The sequence below is a fragment of the Actinomarinicola tropica genome (assembly GCF_009650215.1).
In the GTDB taxonomy this organism is placed as follows: domain Bacteria; phylum Actinomycetota; class Acidimicrobiia; order Acidimicrobiales; family SKKL01; genus Actinomarinicola; species Actinomarinicola tropica.
In genome coordinates this window covers 1,610,698-1,628,906 of sequence record NZ_CP045851.1, presented here as the reverse complement: position 1 = coordinate 1,628,906, position 18,209 = coordinate 1,610,698, and the positions used below count along the sequence as shown (strand labels likewise).

At 72.6% G+C, this 18,209-nt stretch carries 19 protein-coding genes; 10 read left to right on the top strand and 9 right to left on the bottom strand.

Annotation, left to right across the window (positions count from 1 at the left end; translation table 11 throughout):
• Genes lgt through GH723_RS08000 form a run of 3 tightly spaced genes read right to left on the bottom strand, consistent with a single transcriptional unit; the run spans position 1 to position 4,176 of the window.
• On the bottom strand, positions 1-822 hold the full coding sequence (gene lgt / locus GH723_RS08010; protein WP_153759163.1) for a prolipoprotein diacylglyceryl transferase: 822 nt from the start codon (positions 820-822) through the stop codon (positions 1-3).
• Positions 819-2,615 (bottom strand): acyl-CoA dehydrogenase, encoded by a 1,797-nt coding sequence (locus GH723_RS08005; protein WP_153759162.1) that lies wholly within the window; start codon positions 2,613-2,615, stop codon positions 819-821. Before GH723_RS08005 ends, lgt begins: the two co-directional genes overlap by 4 nt.
• Positions 2,616-2,667: 52 nt before the next feature.
• The gene (locus GH723_RS08000; protein WP_195210601.1) at positions 2,668-4,176 is read right to left on the bottom strand and encodes a DUF3048 domain-containing protein; all 1,509 of its coding nucleotides are present in this window, start codon (positions 4,174-4,176) and stop codon (positions 2,668-2,670) included.
• 136 nt (positions 4,177-4,312) lie between these two features.
• On the opposite strand from GH723_RS08000, the gene GH723_RS07995 reads away from it, so the two are divergent.
• Positions 4,313-5,083 (top strand): glucose 1-dehydrogenase, encoded by a 771-nt coding sequence (locus GH723_RS07995; RefSeq protein ID WP_195210636.1) that lies wholly within the window; start codon positions 4,313-4,315, stop codon positions 5,081-5,083.
• Positions 5,084-5,088: 5 nt separating this feature from the next.
• On the opposite strand, the gene GH723_RS07990 is transcribed toward GH723_RS07995, so the two are convergent.
• The gene (locus GH723_RS07990; RefSeq protein WP_153759159.1) at positions 5,089-5,343 is read right to left on the bottom strand and encodes a hypothetical protein; all 255 of its coding nucleotides are present in this window, start codon (positions 5,341-5,343) and stop codon (positions 5,089-5,091) included.
• A 31-nt stretch (positions 5,344-5,374) separates the two neighbouring features.
• Entirely contained in the window at positions 5,375-6,652 is a 1,278-nt protein-coding gene (locus GH723_RS07985) for a diguanylate cyclase domain-containing protein (RefSeq protein WP_153759158.1), read from the bottom strand.
• Positions 6,653-6,721: 69 nt separating this feature from the next.
• Here GH723_RS07985 and GH723_RS07980 point away from each other — a divergent pair, with 69 nt between their 5' ends.
• Positions 6,722-7,609 (top strand): alpha/beta fold hydrolase, encoded by an 888-nt coding sequence (locus GH723_RS07980; RefSeq protein ID WP_229023175.1) that lies wholly within the window; start codon positions 6,722-6,724, stop codon positions 7,607-7,609.
• Positions 7,610-7,616: 7 nt separating this feature from the next.
• Here the strand turns inward: GH723_RS07980 and GH723_RS07975 are convergent, their stop codons facing one another.
• The 3 genes from GH723_RS07975 to GH723_RS07965 all read right to left on the bottom strand — a co-directional run bounded on the left by GH723_RS07975 (position 7,617) and on the right by GH723_RS07965 (position 11,525).
• A complete protein-coding gene (locus GH723_RS07975) occupies positions 7,617-8,096 on the bottom strand; it encodes a CarD family transcriptional regulator (protein WP_153759157.1) in 480 nt (159 codons plus the stop codon).
• Between the two features lie 80 nt (positions 8,097-8,176).
• Entirely contained in the window at positions 8,177-8,791 is a 615-nt protein-coding gene (locus tag GH723_RS07970) for a thymidine kinase (RefSeq protein WP_153759156.1), read from the bottom strand.
• Between the two features lie 34 nt (positions 8,792-8,825).
• Positions 8,826-11,525: a sensor domain-containing protein gene (locus GH723_RS07965; protein WP_153759155.1), complete on the bottom strand. Its 2,700-nt coding sequence runs from the start codon at positions 11,523-11,525 to the stop codon at positions 8,826-8,828.
• Between the two features lie 99 nt (positions 11,526-11,624).
• Here GH723_RS07965 and GH723_RS18470 point away from each other — a divergent pair, with 99 nt between their 5' ends.
• The 6 genes from GH723_RS18470 to GH723_RS07935 are packed head-to-tail and all read left to right on the top strand — an operon-like array spanning position 11,625 to position 15,316.
• Positions 11,625-11,972 carry a phage holin family protein gene (locus tag GH723_RS18470; RefSeq protein WP_195210600.1) on the top strand — a complete coding sequence of 116 codons (348 nt, stop codon included), beginning with the start codon at positions 11,625-11,627 and terminating at the stop codon, positions 11,970-11,972.
• 41 nt (positions 11,973-12,013) lie between these two features.
• Positions 12,014-12,238 carry a DUF3039 domain-containing protein gene (locus GH723_RS07955; protein ID WP_153759153.1) on the top strand — a complete coding sequence of 75 codons (225 nt, stop codon included), beginning with the start codon at positions 12,014-12,016 and terminating at the stop codon, positions 12,236-12,238.
• Positions 12,239-12,292: 54 nt separating this feature from the next.
• Positions 12,293-13,258: an ABC transporter ATP-binding protein gene (locus GH723_RS07950; protein WP_153759152.1), complete on the top strand. Its 966-nt coding sequence runs from the start codon at positions 12,293-12,295 to the stop codon at positions 13,256-13,258.
• Positions 13,255-14,034: an ABC transporter permease gene (locus tag GH723_RS07945; RefSeq protein ID WP_153759151.1), complete on the top strand. Its 780-nt coding sequence runs from the start codon at positions 13,255-13,257 to the stop codon at positions 14,032-14,034. The genes GH723_RS07950 and GH723_RS07945 overlap by 4 nt, the downstream gene beginning before the upstream one ends.
• Complete coding sequence (locus GH723_RS07940; RefSeq protein ID WP_229023174.1) at positions 14,031-14,798, top strand: ABC transporter permease; 768 nt, start codon at positions 14,031-14,033, stop codon at positions 14,796-14,798. Before GH723_RS07945 ends, GH723_RS07940 begins: the two co-directional genes overlap by 4 nt.
• Positions 14,795-15,316 carry a hypothetical protein gene (locus GH723_RS07935; RefSeq protein ID WP_153759150.1) on the top strand — a complete coding sequence of 174 codons (522 nt, stop codon included), beginning with the start codon at positions 14,795-14,797 and terminating at the stop codon, positions 15,314-15,316. Before GH723_RS07940 ends, GH723_RS07935 begins: the two co-directional genes overlap by 4 nt.
• Before the next feature lie 124 nt (positions 15,317-15,440).
• Here GH723_RS07935 and GH723_RS07930 read toward each other — a convergent pair whose 3' ends face one another.
• Positions 15,441-16,196 (bottom strand): hypothetical protein, encoded by a 756-nt coding sequence (locus tag GH723_RS07930; protein WP_153759149.1) that lies wholly within the window; start codon positions 16,194-16,196, stop codon positions 15,441-15,443.
• A 158-nt stretch (positions 16,197-16,354) separates the two neighbouring features.
• Between GH723_RS07930 and GH723_RS07925 the strand changes: the two genes are divergently transcribed.
• Positions 16,355-17,002 carry a TetR/AcrR family transcriptional regulator gene (locus GH723_RS07925; RefSeq protein WP_195210599.1) on the top strand — a complete coding sequence of 216 codons (648 nt, stop codon included), beginning with the start codon at positions 16,355-16,357 and terminating at the stop codon, positions 17,000-17,002.
• 31 nt (positions 17,003-17,033) lie between these two features.
• Positions 17,034-18,185: a ferritin-like domain-containing protein gene (locus GH723_RS07920; RefSeq protein ID WP_153759147.1), complete on the top strand. Its 1,152-nt coding sequence runs from the start codon at positions 17,034-17,036 to the stop codon at positions 18,183-18,185.
• Positions 18,186-18,209 lie beyond the last annotated feature (24 nt).

Here is an 18,209-nt window from a genome sequence, read left to right as displayed (position 1 = left end):
TCAGGCGACCGGTTCCGCGGCCTCGTCCCGGCGACGACCCGTCCACACGAACCACGCACCGGCCGCGATGCCGATGAGGCTCGTCCAGATGTTGATGCGCACGCCGAGCACCAGGCTCGCCGGATCGGTGCGCAGGAGCTCCATCACCAGACGGACCACGAAGTAGCCGAGCACGTAGGCGGCGAACAGCCGGCCGGGCTTCAGCACCTTCGCCCGGTCGATGCGGACGAGCACGAGGCAGAGCGCGAGGTTCCAGAGCGACTCGTAGAGGAAGGTCGGGTGGAACGTCGCCTCGGTGAGGTGCTCGTCGGGGCGGCGGCCCGGGTCGATCTCGAGCCCCCAGGGCAGGTCCGTGGGCCCGCCGAACAGCTCCTGGTTGAACCAGTTGCCCCAGCGGCCGATCGCCTGGGCGAGGGGCAGGGCGGGTGTGGCCGCATCGAGGATCTCGGGCACGGCGATGCCCCTCCGTCGCGCGACGACCAGCCCCACGACGACGCCGAGGGCCATCCCTCCCGGCACGCCGAGGCCGCCCTCCCAGATCTTGACGACGTCCTCCCAGCGGCCCTGGTACTTCCGCCAGTCGGTGGCGACGTGGTACAGCCGGGCGCCGACGAGCCCCGCGGGCACCGCCCACATCGCGATGCTCGCGATGTCGTCGGGGTCGCCGCCGCGCGCCGACCAGCGCCGCTGGGCGAGCCACACCGCGGCCAGCACGCCGAGGGCGATCATCAGCCCGTAGGCGCGCAGCTCGAGCGGGCCGATCGAGATCGTGCCCGACGACGGGCTCGGGATGGAGGCGAGGACGAGCCCGACCGTGCTCACGGGGCGAGCACCGAGGGGTCGACGGCGTAGAGGCCGGCGGCCGGCGCCGTGGCGGCGGGCACGAGGCCGTGGACCTCCGGCAGCAGCTGCTCCATGAAGAAGCGGGCGACCGCGACCTTGCCCTCGAGCGACGTCCGCTCGTCGTCGGAGCGGGCGCCGGCGGCGGCGTCGCGCGCCGCGAGCGCCTGGCGCGCCATCAGCCAGCCGCCGGTGGTGACGGCCAGGATGCGCAGGTAGGGGCTCGCCGCGGCCAGCGCGTCGGACGGGTCGGCGGCGCCCCGCTCGAGGACGCTGCGGGTGGCGGCCTCGGTGGCGTCGATCGCCGCCGCGAGCTGCACGCCGGCGTCGCTCAGCTCGCCGTCGAGGCGGTCGAGCACCTCCCGCATGCGGCCGAGGTGGTCGGCGACGACGCCCCCCGCGCGCATGGGCAGCTTCCGCCCGACGAGATCCATGGCCTGGATGCCGTTGGTGCCCTCGTAGATCGAGGTGATCCGGGCATCCCGGTAGTGCTGGGCGACGCCGGTCTCCTCGACGTAGCCCATCCCTCCGTGCACCTGGATGGCGAGGGACGTGACGACCGATCCGAGGTCGGTGCTCCACGCCTTCGAGAGGGGGATGAGCAGGTCGACCAGCTCCTGGCTCCGCTCCCGCACGTCCGGATCGGGGTGGTGCGCGGCCCGGTCCATCGATGCGGCGTTGAGGTAGAGCAGGGCCCGCATGGCGTCGATGTACGCCTTCATCGTGAGCAGCATCCGACGGACGTCGGGATGCTCGACGATCGGCGAGGACTCGCCGCGCGGGGCTCCCGGCGCCCGACCCTGGAGCCGCTCGTGGGCGAACCGCAACGTCGGCTGCCACGCCCGCTCGGCCAGGGCCAGGCCCTCGAGGCCGACCGACAGGCGGGCGTTGTTCATCATCGTGAACATGTAGGCCATGCCGGCGTTCTCCTCGCCGATCAGGTAGCCGATGGCGCCGCCGTCGTCACCGAAGGAGAGGACGCAGGTGGGGCTGCCGTTGATGCCCATCTTGTGCTCGATCGAGGCCACCCGGACGTCGTTGCGCTCGCCGAGCGACCCGTCGTCGCCCACCAGACGCTCGGGAACGATGAAGCAGGAGATGCCCTTGGTGCCGGGCGGCGCGTCGGGCGTGCGGGCGAGCACGAGGTGGACGATGTTCTCCGCCATGTCGTGGGCGCCGAAGCTGATGAAGATCTTGGTCCCGACGATGCGGTAGGAGCCGTCCTCGGCCCGCTCGGCCCGCGTGCGCAGCGCCCCGACGTCGGACCCGGCCTCCGGCTCGGTGAGGTTCATCGTGCCGGTCCACTCGCCGGTGATCATCTTCGGGAGGTACGTCTGCTTCTGCTCGGTGGAGCCGTGGTGGCTCAACATGTCGATGGCGCCCTGGGTGAGCAGCGGACACATCGAGAACGCCATGTTCGCCGAGGTCAGGATCTCCTGGAGCACGAGGCCCACCGCCCAGGGGAACCCGCCGCCGCCGTACTCCGGGTCGAACGGCACCCCGCCCCACCCGGCGTCGACGTAGCGCCCGTACGCGTCGGCGAACCCCGGTGGCGTGACGACCTCGCCGTCGACCAGGCGGGCGCCCACCTCGTCGCCCACGCGGTTGGTGGGTGCGACGACGTCGGCCATGAACCGCCCGGCCTCCTCGACGAGGGCGGCCACCGTGTCGCGGTCGGCGTGCTCGAAGCCGGGAAGGGCGGCGATCTCGTCGAGGTCGCAGAACGTGTCGAGGGCGAAGAGGATGTCACGCAGCGGTGCCTGGTAGTCGCTCACCTGCCCACCCTAGACAGAACCGCACTCCCCGACGGGGCGTGCGATCGGACCGTCAGCGCAGCGTCGCCCGCCCCGGATCGGGCATGACGATCCAGGTCCGTCCCGGCGTGAGGCGGATGGGGTCGCCCGACCCGTCGAGCCACCGGGTGGGGGCGTCGATCGAGTCCTGCTCCCACCGACCGACGACGACCTGGCCCGCGGTCAGGACCCACAGCTCGCCGGACCCGACGGTGACCGCCTCGGGCGAGCGGCTGTCGGCGACGCTCGGGCGGTACTCGGTGAAGCGCACGACCACGTTGGCCGGCGCCGCCTGGGTGCCGCTCGCGTCGGTGTGCGGCCGTCCGTCGGTCTCCCGGGCCCACCCGCTGCCGTTCCAGATGAAGCGGGCGCTGGCGGCCCCGTAGGTCAGGTCGACGCCGGTGGCCGGGCGAGCGGAGCCGGGCAGCGGCTCGTCCTCGTCCCGGTACTCGAAGAGCGCGGTCGGGATGCCGCCCTGGCGCGCCGCCCACAGCGACGACGTGCGGGTGAACAGGTTGTGGGGCGCGCGACGACCGTTGTCGCGGAAGTACTGGCCGCCCTCGGTGGTGGCCCCCACGTCGACGAGCTCGGAGTCCACCAGCGCCGCGAGCACGCCGCGGTTGGATCCCGAGTAGGCGAAGAGCGGGGCGTCGAGGTTGCCGAAGATGTTGACGTCGCTCGTGCGTGCCGACCGCACCGGACCGACGGGGTCCGAGCCGGTCGACTGGAACATGGCGGCGAAGCGGCTGAGCCCGCCCTCCACCTTCTCCTCGACGACGATGTCGGCGGCGTTGATCCCCACCTGCGGCCGGGCCGGGCCGACGTTGTCGATCTTCACGATGAGGATGGGTCGGAGCGACGGCTCCTCCACCGGGAGCCCGGTGAGCGGGGCCCGGCTCAGCGCCGTGATCTGCCGGTCGAGCTCCTCGATCTGCGAGATCAACCCGTCGCGTCGGGAGAGCTGGTCCGACTGGCTGGCCGCGAGGTCGGCCAGCTCCTCCTCGAGACCGGGGATGACGTCCTCCTCGAGCTCCGCGATGCGGTCGGACAGCTGCTCGATCTCGCGGTCGAGCTCGTCGAGGGTCTGCGACGCCCAGTCGACGACGCTGGTGTAGAGGGCGCGGTCGCGTGCGCCGTCCATGCTCGAGTTGGCCTGGAGGACCTCGTTGATGAGGCTGTTCGCGTTGGGGTCGCCGTTCATGTAGGTCTCGATCGCGATGGCGCGGCGCACGGCGAGCGGGCGCTCACGCTCGTCCTCGGCGATGGCCCGGTCGGTGACGGCGTCGGCCTGCTCGTCCTCGGCGTCGTCGATCGCGGCCTCCAGCTCGACCAGGCGCGACGCCGTCGCCGCGAGCTCGTCCTCGAGAGCCGCCAGCTCGGAGCGCAGCCCGTCGCGCTGGGCACGGAGCTCCTGGCGGAGCGCAGCGGCGTCCTCTGCCGCACCCGGGCCGACGTCGTCCTGCGCGAGGACGGCACCGTCGCCCACCCCGACCAGGACGAGCGCCAGGCACGTGAGCAGCGCCAGGGCGCGTCCCCACCTCATGGTCCGAGGGTACTCCTGCCCGCCCGACGTCGAACGCGCGCCGCGGACTTGACCGGTCGGTCCAGTTGACCCGTCCGGCTGCAGTAGCGTCGGCACCCGTCCGTCGTCGCCCGACTCGCTGGAGACCCTCATGACCGTGTCCGACCTGTTCTCCATCGAGGGCAAGACCGCGCTCGTCACCGGCGGCAGCCGCGGGATCGGGCGGATGATCGCCGAGGGCTTCGTCGACGCCGGCGCCACCGTCTACATCTCGTCGCGCAAGGCCGAGGTCTGCGACGAGGTCGCGGCCGAGCTGTCCTCACGCGGCACCTGCCGCTCGCTCCCCGCCGACCTCTCCACCGAGGCGGAGTGCCGCCGGCTCGCCGACGCCCTGGCCGAGCGCGAGGGCTCCCTCGACGTCCTCGTCAACAACGCCGGCGCCAACTGGGGCGCCCCGCTCGCCGAGTTCGACGACGCGGCCTGGAACCGGGTGCTCGACCTGAACGTGAAGGGCGTCTTCCACCTCACGAAGTTCCTCGTCCCGCTCCTCGCCGCCGCCGGCACCCACGACGACCCGGCCCGCGTCATCAACATCGGCTCGATCGACGGCATCCAGGTGCCCCGGCTCGAGACGTACTCCTACTCGGCGTCGAAGGCCGCCGTGCACCACATGACGAAGGTGCTCGCCCTCCACCTCGCGCCCCAGCACGTCACGGTCAACGCCATCGCACCGGGGCCGTTCGAGTCGAAGATGATGGCGGCCACGCTCGAGGCCGCGGGCGACGCCATCGCACGGAGCGCCCCGCTCCGCCGCATCGGGCGGCCCGACGACATGGCCGGCGCCGCGATCTTCCTCGCCAGCCGCGCCGGGTCCTACCTCACGGGCACCGTCATCCCCGTCGACGGCGGGATCGCCACGACGAAGTAGCCGGGTCAGTCGATCTGGAGGTCGAGCCCGAGGTCCACGGGCGAGTCGTCGGGCTCCTCGGGGTAGGAGCGGTGATCGGCGTGGTGGGTCGCCACGGCCGCCGCCACCGAGTCCGGGGACGGGACGACGTCCTCGGCGAGGACGAACGCGTCGACCTCCGCCCCGTGGTTGTGGACGTACACCGAGGTGTCGTCCCCGCCGTACCAGCGATAGGTGATGCCGGACCCGTCGTCCGGGTCGAACACGGTGTAGGTGATCACCCGGCGACCGTAGCAACCACGGCGCGGCGGCTCACCGCTTGGCGCGGCGCCGCAGCTTCGAGCGGTACATCGACGCGTCGACCCGGGCGAGCAGCTCGTCGGGGTCCTCGCCCGGCGCGCCGAGGACCGAGCCTGCCGACACCCCCACGCGGATCTGGACCGACACGCCGGCGCGGTCGACCGCCACCTCGATCGGCGTGCGCATGGCCCAGTGGAGCATGTCGATCACCCGCTCGACGCCGTCGGCGGTCGCCCCCGGGCACACGACGACGAACTCGTCACTCCCGAGCCGGCCCACGAGGCCGGCGTCGCGCGCCGCGTCGTGGAGGCGCGCCGCGATCTCCACCAGGACGGCGTCGCCCACCATGTGGCCGTGGCGGTCGTTGATCGCCTTGAAGCGGTCGACGTCGACGAGCACGACGCCGACGGTGCCCCCGTCGGCCTCGGCGTCCGCGAGCGCCGCGCGGAGGTGCTGGGCGATCGACGGGCGGTTCGGCAGGCCGGTCAGGTCGTCGTGGGTCGCGGCGTGGCGCAACCGCTCCCTGGCGTCGACGAGCTCGGTGATGTCGGTGGCCGTGGCGACGAGTCCGTCGACCGCCCCGTCGTCGACCAGGTCGACGATCGTCAGGCTCGTCGGCCTGGTCGACCCGTCCGCCGCCAGCATCTCGACCTCGAAAGAGACCCGCCCGCTCCCGTCGGCCACGACGAGCAGCTGGTCGCTGAGCACGAGCGTGGAGGCGATGGTGACGAAGTCGGTGAGCGGTCGACCCACGACGTCGTCCAGGGGGTGGCCCAGCATCCGGGTGAAGGCGCGGTTCGTCGAGCGGATCCGGCCGTCCGGGGTGAGGACGAGGGCGATCGTCGGCAGGGCGTCGAGCACGGCGGCGAGCGCCGTGTGGTCACCGGCGGCCAGCTCCCATCGTCGCCGATCGGTCACGTCGCGGACGCTGAGCACGACGCCGCCGGTGCCGGGCAGCTGCACCGCTGCACGGCCACGCAGCTCGACGCGCCGGTAGGTGCCCGTGGCGTCGGCCACGCGGATCTCCATCAGCTCCCCGATCGGCTTGCCCTGGACGCTCTCGAGCGCCAGGAGGGCCGTCGACAGGTCGTCGGGGTGCACGAGCTCGGACAGGTCGCGCCCGAGCCACTCCACCCGGCGCCAACCGAAGGCGGCCTCGGCCGCGGCGTTGGCCCACCGCAGCGTGGCGTCGGTCCCGATGACCACCACCGGGTCCGGCAGGGCGTCGAGGAGGACCGTGGCGTCCACGTCGGGGGCGCTCGGGGCGCGCTCCTGCTCCTCGGCGTCCATGGACTCCCATCGGCATCCGACGGCTCCGGATGAAGCAGGTCCTCGGCCCCCCGCTGGTAGCGTGCGGTCGTGGGACGTCGGGGGACGCCGGACTGGCACCTCAAGTGGTCGGAGATCGAGGTCCAGGGCCGGCGCGCGACCTACGGCGACGCCGGCCGCGGCACCCCGTTCCTGTTCCTCCACGGGTGGGGGCTGAGCGACCGCACCTACAAGCGCGCCCTCGGTCGCCTGGCCCGACTCGGCGTCCGGGTGATCGCCCCCTCGCTGCCCGGGTTCGGCGGCACCGCTGCCCTCCCCGGCGACGAGTTCAGCCTCGAGGGCTACGCCCGGTGGGTCGACGACTTCCGCACCGCGATCGGCATCGAGGGTCCGTGGTACCTGGGCGGGCACTCCTTCGGCGGCGGCGTCGCCGTCGTCACGGCCCACGAGCACGGCGACGACCTCGAGCTGCTCGTCCTCGTCAACTCGATCGGCGGCTCGGTCTGGAAGGCGTCGGCCCGCCCCGGCGCCGACGCCCGGCACCTCGCCGATCGTCCGCTCTGGGACTGGGGGCTGCACTTCCCCTACGACGTCGCCGGGCCCCGCACGTTCCGTGCCGTCGTCCCCGTCATCCTGCGGGACATGGCCCGGAACCTCCTGCGCGACCCGCTCGGCTTCATCCGCGTGGGGCGCATGGCGGGCGCCGCGAACCTGCTCGCCGAGCTCGAGGAGCTGCGTCGCCGCCAGCTGCCGGTGGTGGTGCTGTGGGGCGACGAGGACAAGGTGCTGCCCGCGGCGTCGATGGACGCCATGGTGGCGGCCATCGGGCGCGACCCGGAGGTCGTGTCGGGCAGCCACGGCTGGCTCCTCGAGGACCCCGACCGGTTCGGCGAGATCATGACCAACGTCGTGGGCGTGGCCGAGGCGGCCCGCACGGCGCTCGCCGACGAGCGCCGGAGCGAGATCGCCGGCGCCTGAGCACCTGCTAGCTGAGCACCTCGTTGACCCGATCGAGGGCCTCGTCCTCGGAGACGTCGAGGGCGAAGCTCAGCTCGGACACGAGGACCCCGCGGGCCCGCACGAGCATCGACTTCTCGCCGGCCGAGAGGCCCTTCGCCGCCTCGCGCAGGGCCAGGTTCCGCACGACCTCGGCCACCTGGTAGACGTCGCCCGACTTCAGCTTCTCCTGGTGGTTCTTGAAGCGTCGGCTCCAGTTCGACGGCTCGCGCACGTCCTTCTTCCGCAGGAGCTCGAAGAGATCCTCCACGTCCTCCTGGCTGATCGGCGGGCGCATGCCGACCTCCTCGGCCTTGTCGGCCGGAACCGACAGGGTGAGGTCGCCGTGGGCCATCCGGAGCACGAGGTACTCCGTCTCCTCGCCGAACGCGGTCCGCTTCTCCTTGCGCTCGATCACGGCCGCGCCGTGGTGCGGGTAGACGACTCGATCGCCGGGCTTGAACGACAATGTGACTCCTGGAGTGACGCCGGGGAGGGTTCGAGACCCCGGTCAAGGATGGCAGACGCGAGCCGGGTCGCCCGCATCGATCAGGTGAGGCGGGCCTGGTTCCAGTGGCGCCGGCAGAGCAGCTCGTAGGTGACCTCGGCGTCGGCGCCCTCGAAGCCCTCCTCATGCCCGCCGGTGTCGCCGACCACGACGATCTCGCCCTCGTAGACCTGCTTGCCGTCGACCAGCCGGGCGTTGTGGGTGGCGCGCCGCGTGCACCAGCAGCGCGCCTCGACCTGCAGCTCCTGGCGCTGGTCCGCGAGCTCGAGCAGCCGCGACGTGCCCTCGAACAGCCGCCCGCGGAAGTCGGTGAGGAGGCCGAAGGCGTAGACGTCGGCATCGAGGAGGTCGACGACCTCGGCGAGCTGGTCGATCTGCGCCGGTCGGTAGAACTGCGCCTCGTCGCAGACGAGGTACTCGAGCGATCCGTGCTCGGCGATGACGTCGTCGGCCAGCCGGTAGAGGTCGAGGCCGGGGTGGACCTCGATGGCCGGCTCCGAGACGCCGAGTCGGCTCGACACCGCGGAGGCGGCGCGGTCGAGCTGGGTCAGCAGGAGCCCGTTCTGGCCGCTGTTGGCCAGGTTGTGGTGGATCTGGAGCGCGAGCGTGCTCTTCCCCGAGCCCATCGTGCCGAAGTAGAAGATCAGCTCGGCCATCGCCCGGGATGCTACCGCCGGCGCATCGCCGTGCTCAGCGGACGGCCGGCACCTGGCCGGGGGCGAGCCCGCCGCACGCCACGACCGGCTCGCCGTCGGCCTGGCGCCGCAGCAGCGTCTCGTACGACGCGGCGTCGAGCGGCGGTGCGCACCAGAACCCCTGGGCCTGGTCGCACCCGAGGTCCCGGAGGGCCTGGGCCTGGGCCTCGTCCTCGACCCCCTCCCCCACGGCGGTGAGGCCGAGCGTCTCGGCGAGCCGCACGATCGCCGAGACGATCGCCGTGTCGTGCTCATCGGTACCGACGCCGTCGATGAAGGAGCGGTCGATCTTCAACACGTCGACCTCGAGCTGGCGCAGGTAGGAGAGCGACGAGTGGCCGGTGCCGAAGTCGTCGAGGGCCAGCCGGACGCCGCACTCGTGGACCGCGCCGAGCTCGGAGGTGGCGTCGTCGCCGGCGAGCAGCGCGCTCTCGGTGATCTCGATGCACAGCCGCTCGGCGGCGACGCCGGAGGCCGAGAGCGCCTCCCGGGCCGCCGAGGCGATGCCGCCCTCGACGAGCTGCCGCACCGACACGTTCACGTGCAGGTCGACGTCGGCCGGGTGCCCCGCGGCGTCCCACGCCGCGAGCTGGCGGCACGCCTCCCCGAGCACCCACTGGCCGATCGGCACGATCATGCCGGTCTCCTCCGCGACGTCGAGGAACGCCGCGGGCGTGAGCAGGCCCCGCTCCGGGTGGTGCCACCGCAGCAGCGCCTCCGCGCCGGTGATGCGCCCCGTCGGCAGGTGCACGATGGGCTGGTAGAGCAGCTGCAGCTGGTTCTCGGGGACCGCCGAGCGGAGGCCGACCTCCACCTCGAGCCGCTCCCGGGCGATGGCGACGAGCGTGCCGGAGAAGACCGCCGAGCGGTTCCGTCCGGCCGACTTCGCCGAGTACATCGCGGCATCGGCGTCCCGCAGGAGCCCGGCCCGCTCGTCGTGCCCGTCGTCGGACAGGACGATCCCGACGCTCGCCGTCGAGTAGATCGTGCTGTGCCCGATGGTGAACGGCTCCCGGAACGCCTCGAGGATGCGCCCGGCGATGCTCAGCGCCTCGGTCTCGCCGTCGACCGGCTCGCAGAGCACCGCGAACTCGTCGCCGCTCAGCCGCGCGACGACGTCGCCGCCACGGACCGCGGCGCGCAGGCGGTCGGCGGCCTCGACGATCAGGGCGTCGCCGACGTGGTGGCCGAACGAGTCGTTCACCAGCTTGAAGCGGTCGAGGTCGAGGTACATGAGCGCGAGCTGCGCTCCGGTGCGCCGGATGCGAGCCAGGGCGGCATCGACGAGCTCGTCGAAGAGCCGCCGGTTGGGCAGGTCGGTGAGGGGGTCGCGGCGGGCCTGGGCCATCAGCTCGGCCTCGTGGCGGCGGACGGCGGTGACGTCGCGCATGTTGGCGACCACGCCCCGGACCGCAGGGTCGTCGAGGAGGTTGGTCATCGCCTCCTCGATGTCGATCCAGTGGCCGTCGCGGTGGCGTGCCCGGTACGTGCAGTGCACCGTCTCGCCGGGCCGGGCGAGCGCATCGGCGCGGCTGCGCTCCAGCATCGCCCGGTCGTCGGGGTGGACGAAGGCCGTCCGCACCCCCGGATCGCTGATCTCCTCGATGCTGTACCCGGTGATCGTGGTCACCGCCGGGCTGGCGAACACCGTCCGGAGGTCGCGGTCCACCAGGCGCACGCCGTCGGTGGCGTTGTGGATCATCGCCCGGAAGCGCTCCTCGCTGGCCGCCAGCTCCCGCTCGGCCGCGCACCGCCGCAGCGCGGCGCCGCAGACGTCGGCGGTCGAGCGCAGCACCCACAGGTCGGAGTCGGTGAACCGGCGCTCCTCGGTGACGGCGTCGAGACCCATCATGCCGATGAGCTCGCCGGCGACGAAGATCCCGACCCCCGCGATCGAGCGGATGCCCTGGTCGGCGAGGATCTCGCGCTCGGCTGCCCACTCGTCGGGCATCTCGTCGACCGAGCCGATGAGGAACGGGTCGTGGGCCCCGAGCCAGCCGCCGAAGGCGGGCAGCTCCGCCACCGGGAGACCGCTCAGCGCGTCGATCTCGCTCGCGATGCCGGGGGCGCACCACTCGTGGGTGTTGGAGACGAGCGCCCTGTCGGTGCTCACCTCGAAGATCCAGGCCCGGTCGACCCGGGCGAAGGCACCGAGCTCGGCCAGCATCTCGTCGAGGGCGTCGTCCAGCTCGTCGGCGAGCACGTCGACGAACCGCGCCGCGATCCGTGCCATGACGTCCTCGGCGTGGAGCCGACGCCGGAGCCGGCGGACGGCGAGCTCCCGCGCCGTCACGTCGCGTGCGCTCACCACCAGGGCGTCGATCCCCTCGACGCCGACGCGGTTGACGAGGCGCACCTCGACCCAGATCCAGCCGCCGTCCGCGGTCTTGATGCGGTGGGTGTTCGTGAAGCGCTTGCCGGGGCCGGCGGCGAAGGCCTCGCGGAAGGTGGTGATGACGGCGTGGCGGTCGTCGGGGTGGATGTTGCGGACCAGGCCTCCGTCGCGCATCGGTGCCGCGCCGTCGCCACCCATGACGAGGTGGGCCAAGGGGGACAGGTACTCGACGTCGCCGTCGGGATGGATGAGCAGCACCGCGTCGGCCGACGCGTGCACGAGCGACCGGAACCGCTGCTCGGACGCGGCGAGGCGGCGGGAGGCCCCGTCGTCCGGCGGTTGCGGTCCGTCCGCGCTCATGTCGCCCACACACCCTCCATCGGCCCCCCAGCTGTCAGGATGAGGGCACTGTACCGGCGGGCGCACGGGCGCCCCGACCCCGACCCCGGAGGTGCCGACGTGCGCGGAGTCCTCGTCCGATGGGCGGTGCTGACCGCGTCGATCGCGGTGGCCGCCCGGCTCATCGACGCCGTCCACGTCGACGGCGGGTTCTGGGGCCACGTGTGGGTGGCGGCGATCCTCGGGCTGGTCAACGCCGTCGTCCGACCCGTGCTGATCCTCCTCACGCTGCCGATCACGATCCTGACGCTCGGCGCCTTCCTCCTCGTCGTGAACGCGCTCTCGCTCGGGCTGGTCGACTGGCTCAGCTCGACGCTCGACATCGACGGCTTCAGCTGGACGCTCCTCGCCGCCCTCGTGATCTCGGTGGTCGCCTGGGTGCTGGAGGCGGCCATCGGGCGCGACTGACGCGGTTCGACCGCCGCACGTCCACAGCTAGCCTGGCCCCGATGGCGCAGCCGACCCTGTCCCCGAACCCGGTCCGTCCCGATCTCGACGACGGCGACCACGACCGGTTCGCGCACTACGCGCGCAAGGCCGACATCACCCGCGCCGCGGTGACCGGGGAGCAGATCACGGCGATCTGCGGGAAGAAGTTCACACCGACCCGCGATCCCGAGCGGTACCCGGTCTGCCCCTCCTGCGCGGAGATCAAGGCCAGCCGCGGCGCCTGACCCGTCCCGCAACCCATCCGCCGGTCCCCGATCGCCTGGGTAGGGTCGCCCGCCGTGGACACGACGACGACCGCCGCCGCGACGACCACCGACACGCTCGTGTCGGCGCGCCAGCTCACGAAGTCGTTCGGGGAGTTCACGGCGGTGGCCGGCATCGACGTCGAGGTGCGGCGGGGCGAGGCCTTCGGCTTCCTCGGGGCGAACGGCGCGGGCAAGAGCTCGACGATGCGCATGATCGGCTGCGTGTCGGACCGCTCCGGCGGCGACCTGTCCGTGCTCGGCATGGACCCCCGGATCGACGGCCCCGCCATCCGGGCCCGGCTCGGCGTGGTGCCCCAGGAGGACAACCTCGACACCGAGCTCACCGTCTGGGACAACCTGCTGATCTACGGCCGCTACTTCGACCTGCCCCGGGCGGCGATCCGCGAGCGTGCCGAGCAGCTGCTCGAGTTCGCCCAGCTGACCGAGCGGCGCGACGACAGGGTCGATCCGCTGTCCGGCGGCATGAAGCGGCGCCTCACCATCGCCCGGGCCCTCATCAACCGCCCCGAGCTCATCCTCCTCGACGAGCCGACGACGGGTCTCGACCCGCAGGCGCGCCACCTGCTCTGGGAGCGGCTGTACCAGCTCAAGCGGGAGGGCGCGACGCTCGTCCTCACCACCCACTACCTCGACGAGGCCGAGCAGCTCTGCGACCGGCTGGTCATCATGGAGCGGGGCCGGATCGTCGCCGCGGGGTCGCCCCGCCAGCTCATCGAGGAGCACGCGACGCGCGAGGTCGTCGAGCTGCGCTTCGCGTCGCCGACGGCGCGCGACACCGCCGTCGACCAGCTCACCGAGCTGCGGGCCGGCGAACGGGTCGAGGCGCTGGCCGAGCGCATCCTCGTCTACACCGACGGCACCGATGCCACCCTCCACCACGTCGACGGCCTGGCTGACCCGCCGGCGTCGGTGCTCGTGCGGCGGTCCACGCTCGAGGACGTGTACCTGATGATCACCGGCCGGACGCTCGACGAGTGACCGGTCGGTCGGGTCTCGTCCGCGTCGTCGAGCGCGAAGCGCGCGTCTTCCGGCAGCTCTGGCGCGGGCCGGTCATCCTCAGCTTCGTCACGCCGGTGCTGTTCCTCGCCGGCATGGGCATCGGGCTCGGCGGGATGGTCGACGACGGCGGGGACCGCGACCTCGGCGGCCTGGACTACCTCGAGTTCGTCACGCCGGGGCTGCTCGTCGCCAGCGCCATGCAGGTGGCCGCCGGGGAGTCCCTGTGGCCGGTGATGGCCGGCAAGAAGTGGATGAAGACCTACCACGCCATGGTCGCCACGCCGCTCGACGCGAGCGACGTCGTCGGCGGCCACGTGGCCTGGACGGCGATCCGCACCGCGATGTCCGGCTCGGCCTTCCTCGCGGTCGCCGCCGTGCTGGGTGGGGTGCCGTCGGCGTGGGCCCCGCTCGCCGTGCCGGCGGCGGTGCTGTGCGCGGCGGCGATCGCCGCGCTGGTCTCGGCGTTCGCGGTCGGCCAGGAGAGCGACCTGGCGTTCACCACCGTGATGCGCCTCGGCGTGATCCCGCTCTTCCTCTTCTCGGGGACGTTCTTCCCCGTCGCGCAGCTGCCCGACGGCCTCGAGCCTCTCGTCGTGATCTCCCCGCTCTGGCACGGCGTGGAGCTGGCGCGCGGCGCGACCACCGGCCAGCTCGGCCTGGGCGAGGGGGTGGCCCACGTCGCGGCGCTCGTCGCCATGCTCTGGCTCGGGTGGCGATGGGCCGCCCGGCGGTTCACGAGGGAGCTCCAGGCGTGACCCCACGACTGCGGGCGACGGCGATCATCGAGCGGAACGTCCTCGCCTACCGTCGGATGCTGGCGCCGTTCCTCACCGGCTTCCTCGAGCCCCTGCTGTACCTCGGCTCCATCGGCATCGGCGTCGGTGCGCTCGTCGGGGGCGTCGAGGTCGACGGCCGCACCGTGCCCTACGAGGTCTTCGTCGCGCCGGGCCTGTTCGTCGTCGCCGCGATGAACGGCGCCATCATGGACACGACCTTCGGGTTCTTCGTGAAGTTCAAGTACGGCAAGACCTACGACGCCATCCTCGTCACGCCCCTCGGGGTGCGCGACGTCGCGGTCGGCGAGGTGTCGTGGGCGGTGATCCGCGGCGGGATCTACGCCACCGTCTTCCTCCTCGCCATGCTCGCCCTCGGCCTCATCGAGTCGGCGTGGGCGGTGCTCGCGCTGCCGGTGGCGATGCTCGTCGCCTTCGCGTTCGCAGGGGCCGGGCTCGCCGCGTCGACGTTCATGCGCTCGTTCGTCGACTTCGACTTCATCAACCTGGCCATGGTGCCGCTGTTCCTCTTCTCGGCCACGTTCTTCCCCCTCGACCGCTACCCGGACTGGCTGGCCCGGGTCATCTCGGTGACACCGCTGTACCAGGGGGTCGCCCTGTCGCGGGCCGTCGTGCTCGGCGACGTCCACCTCGGGTTGCTCGCCCACGCCGCCTACCTCCTGGTGATGGGCGCGGTGGGGGTTCGCATCGCCGGCCGACGCCTGGGCATCCTGTTGCAGCCATGACGCCGCTCACCTCCGACACACGCACCGAGGCGCGCGACGCGCTCGTCGAGCTCGCCGACGCCGCGCTGCCGACCGGGACGTGGTCCGACCTGCCGGGGCCCCTCGACCTCCTCGACCGCGCGCTGTCCGCCGGTGACGAGGAGGCGGTGCGCGCCGCGCTGGTCCCCGTCAGCCGCGCCGTGTTCGAGGCCAAGGTCCACACCCGGCTCGGCGGCGGCCGGCGCTCGGCCAGCGCGGTCGTCCCGACGAAGAAGACCCCGGCCCTGCCGGTCGTCGGCGCGGTGTGCGGCGCCATCCTCCTCCTCCTCGGCTGGCAGCTCGGCGGCGGGCTGGTCCTCGGCGCGACCGCCGCGCTCTCGCTGTTCGTCTTCGGCGTCGCCCTCGCCGGCACCCGCGCCAACGCCGAGCGGGCGGCCGATCGGCGGGCCCGGACGGTCGAGCCCGACGAGCGGGTCCCGGCGCCGGCGCCGGTCGCCGAGCGGATCGCCGCGCTCCTCGGGCGGCCGCCACTCGTCTGATCCCGGACGCGAACCGACCCGGCCCCTCCCCTGCCCGCGCAGAGGGGTGGACCGGGCCGGCGTACGGGGGCGGCCCCAGCGCCCGGCCGGGCCGATGCGGCGGCCGGCCGTGCCCGCCCTCGTCCTAGGGGATCTCGATCACGATCGACGACTGCTGCCCGTCCCAGCCGTTGTTGCGTCCGCTGACGTCCCGCAGGGTCATGCGGACGCGCGGCGTGTCGGCGATGTCGTCCACGTCGACGTGGAGCGCCCCGCCCTGGACGTCCTCGGTGACCGTGCGCACCGTCTGCCAGCCGTCGCCGGTCCAGCGCTCGACGAGCACCTCGACCTCGGATCCGTCGCGGACGGCGGAGCCGTTCTGGCGGAGGACCTGGAGCGAAGCCGACGCCCGGACGGTCGTCACGTCGTCCCACCGCCAGCACCCGAAGATCCACGTCGCCACGCACTCACGGGTGGTCTGCGACGAACCCTGGATGGTGGCCTCGTTCCAGCGGGAGCCGCTGTCGGGGTTGTCCGGCTGCGGGTCGGACGGGCCGGGATCCGACGGCCCCGGATCCGACGGGCCGGGATCCGAGGGCCCCGGATCAGAGGGGCCAGGATCCGACGGACCGGGATCCGACGGGCCGGGATCCGAGGGGCCCGGATCCGAGGGGCCCGGATCCGAGGGATCCGGGTCGGACGGCCCGGGGTCCTCGACCTCGATCGGGGTGCCGACGTCGTTGAGCGTCTCCTCGAAGCCCTGCTCGGTCGTGTCGATGAGGAACTGCATGCTCGCGAGCGAGGTCAGCGCGAGCAGACCGCCGAGCAGCGCGTACTCGACGAAGGTCGCACCCCGGTCGGCGCGCTCCCGGATCCGGCGGATGGCGTGGCGTGGCTCCATGTGTGGAGGATCGGCGGCGGACGGGCCGTGGACCATGGGCCGTCGGTCCCGTCCGCGTGGTCCGATCGCATCAATTCCGGGGCGCTCCGGGCCGTTCGACCCAGGCGCGCCCGGCCGACGGGGGTTGCCGTCCGCCGAATAATCGTTATTATGGGGGTGTGCCCGATGACACCTCCCCTGCCGCGCCCGTCGACGACGGCGTCGACGACCCGGTGCGCGAGCGTCTGATCGACGCCGCCGCCGAGGTGTTCGCGCGCGACGGCTACGACGGGGCGCGGATCCAGGACATCGTCCGGTCCGCGGGGCTCACCACCGGGGCGGTCTACGGCCGCTTCCGCGGCAAGGGCGAGCTGCTCCACGAGGCCGTCGTCACCCGCGCCGTCCCGCAGGGACCGGTGTCGCCCGCCGGCCTGGGCCAGATGTCCGAGGTCGTCCGGGGCAGCGCGCACCAGATCGCCGGGCCGCTCCACGAGCGCGAGGCGCTCCTCCTCGAGACCTACGTCGCCGCCCGGCGCGAGCCCGACGTCGCCGGGGCGATCCACGACGCCAACGACCGCTGGCTCACCGCCATGGCCCCGCTCGTCGAGGCCGCCCTGTCCGACGGCACGATCGACGAGGGGGTCGATCCCGCCGCCGTCCTGTTCCTCGTCCGCATCCTCCGGCTCGGCCTGCTCGTCCACCGCGGATCGGGCCTGCCCGGCCCGTCGCAGGACGGCTGGGACGAGCTCATGTCCCGCGTCGTCGCCAGCTTCGGCGCCGAGGGGCCCGGCGAGGCCGACCGCGACACCACCGACACCACCACCTGATCACCACCGACACACCGAGGGGACCGAACCGATGACCGCCACCGACCACTCCAGCGAGACCGACGACATGCCCACCGTGGCCGCCGGCCCGGACTACAGCCTCCCGAGCGACGCCGAGATGCAGGCGGCGTTCAAGCTCATCGAGGACAACGCCCAGCGCATCTTCACCTGGAAGTACGACCGAGAGCGCGAGCAGCTGGTCACCCTCTACAACAAGGCGATGGCGTCGCAGTGGAACTCGGTCACCGAGCTCGACTGGTCGACCGACGTCGACCCCGAGCGCGAGGCGAACCACGACCACGCCACCGTGCACCTCGCCCGGCGCGTGGCCGAGATGCCCGGCTCGCCGTTGAAGAACTGGGGCGACAAGGAGTACCGCCAGCTCGCCCTCGAGCTCCAGAAGGCCCAGCTCTCCCAGTTCATGCACGGCGAGCAGGGGGCGATGATGGTCGCGGCGAAGATCGTCGAGACCGTCCCGTGGATCGACGCCAAGTACTACGCGTCCACCCAGACGATGGACGAGGCCCGCCACACCGAGGTCTTCGCCAAGTACCTCCACGAGAAGCTGGGCGAGGCCTACCCGATGAGCCCGTTCCTCGAGGACCAGATCACGGTCCTCCTCGAGGACGACCGCTGGGACATCGCCTACCTCGGCATGCAGATCATCATCGAGAGCCTGGCCCTCGCCGCCTTCGGCGACATGCTCCGCACCACCCAGGAGCCGCTGCTGAAGAAGCTGCTCCGCTACGTCATGGCCGACGAGGCCCGCCACGTGGCCTTCGGCATCCTCAGCCTCGGCGAGTACTACCAGGAGCTCACCGACGCGGAGCTGAAGGACCGCCAGGAGTTCATGGTCGAGAACACGATCCGCAGCCGGTCCCGGGCGTCGACCCCCGAGGTGTGGGAACGGATGGGCGTGAAGTTCGACGACGTCCTGCCCCTCTTCATGGAGGCCGTCAAGGAGTCGGGTCGGAGCCCCATCAACTCCTTCCAGCGTGGGTTCTTCGCCAAGCTCGTGCCCAACACCCGCAAGCTCGGCCTCCTCGACCGCAACGGCGGCTTCCTGCGCGAGCAGTGGGAGCAGGCCGGGCTGATGGAGTTCGAGTTCGCCGAGGACACGGCGTCGGACTACGAGGCCTACGACGAGGTCGCGAAGGACCGCGCCGCCGCGGCCGCCGGGTAGCGGTTTCCCGCACGCGCCGGGGGG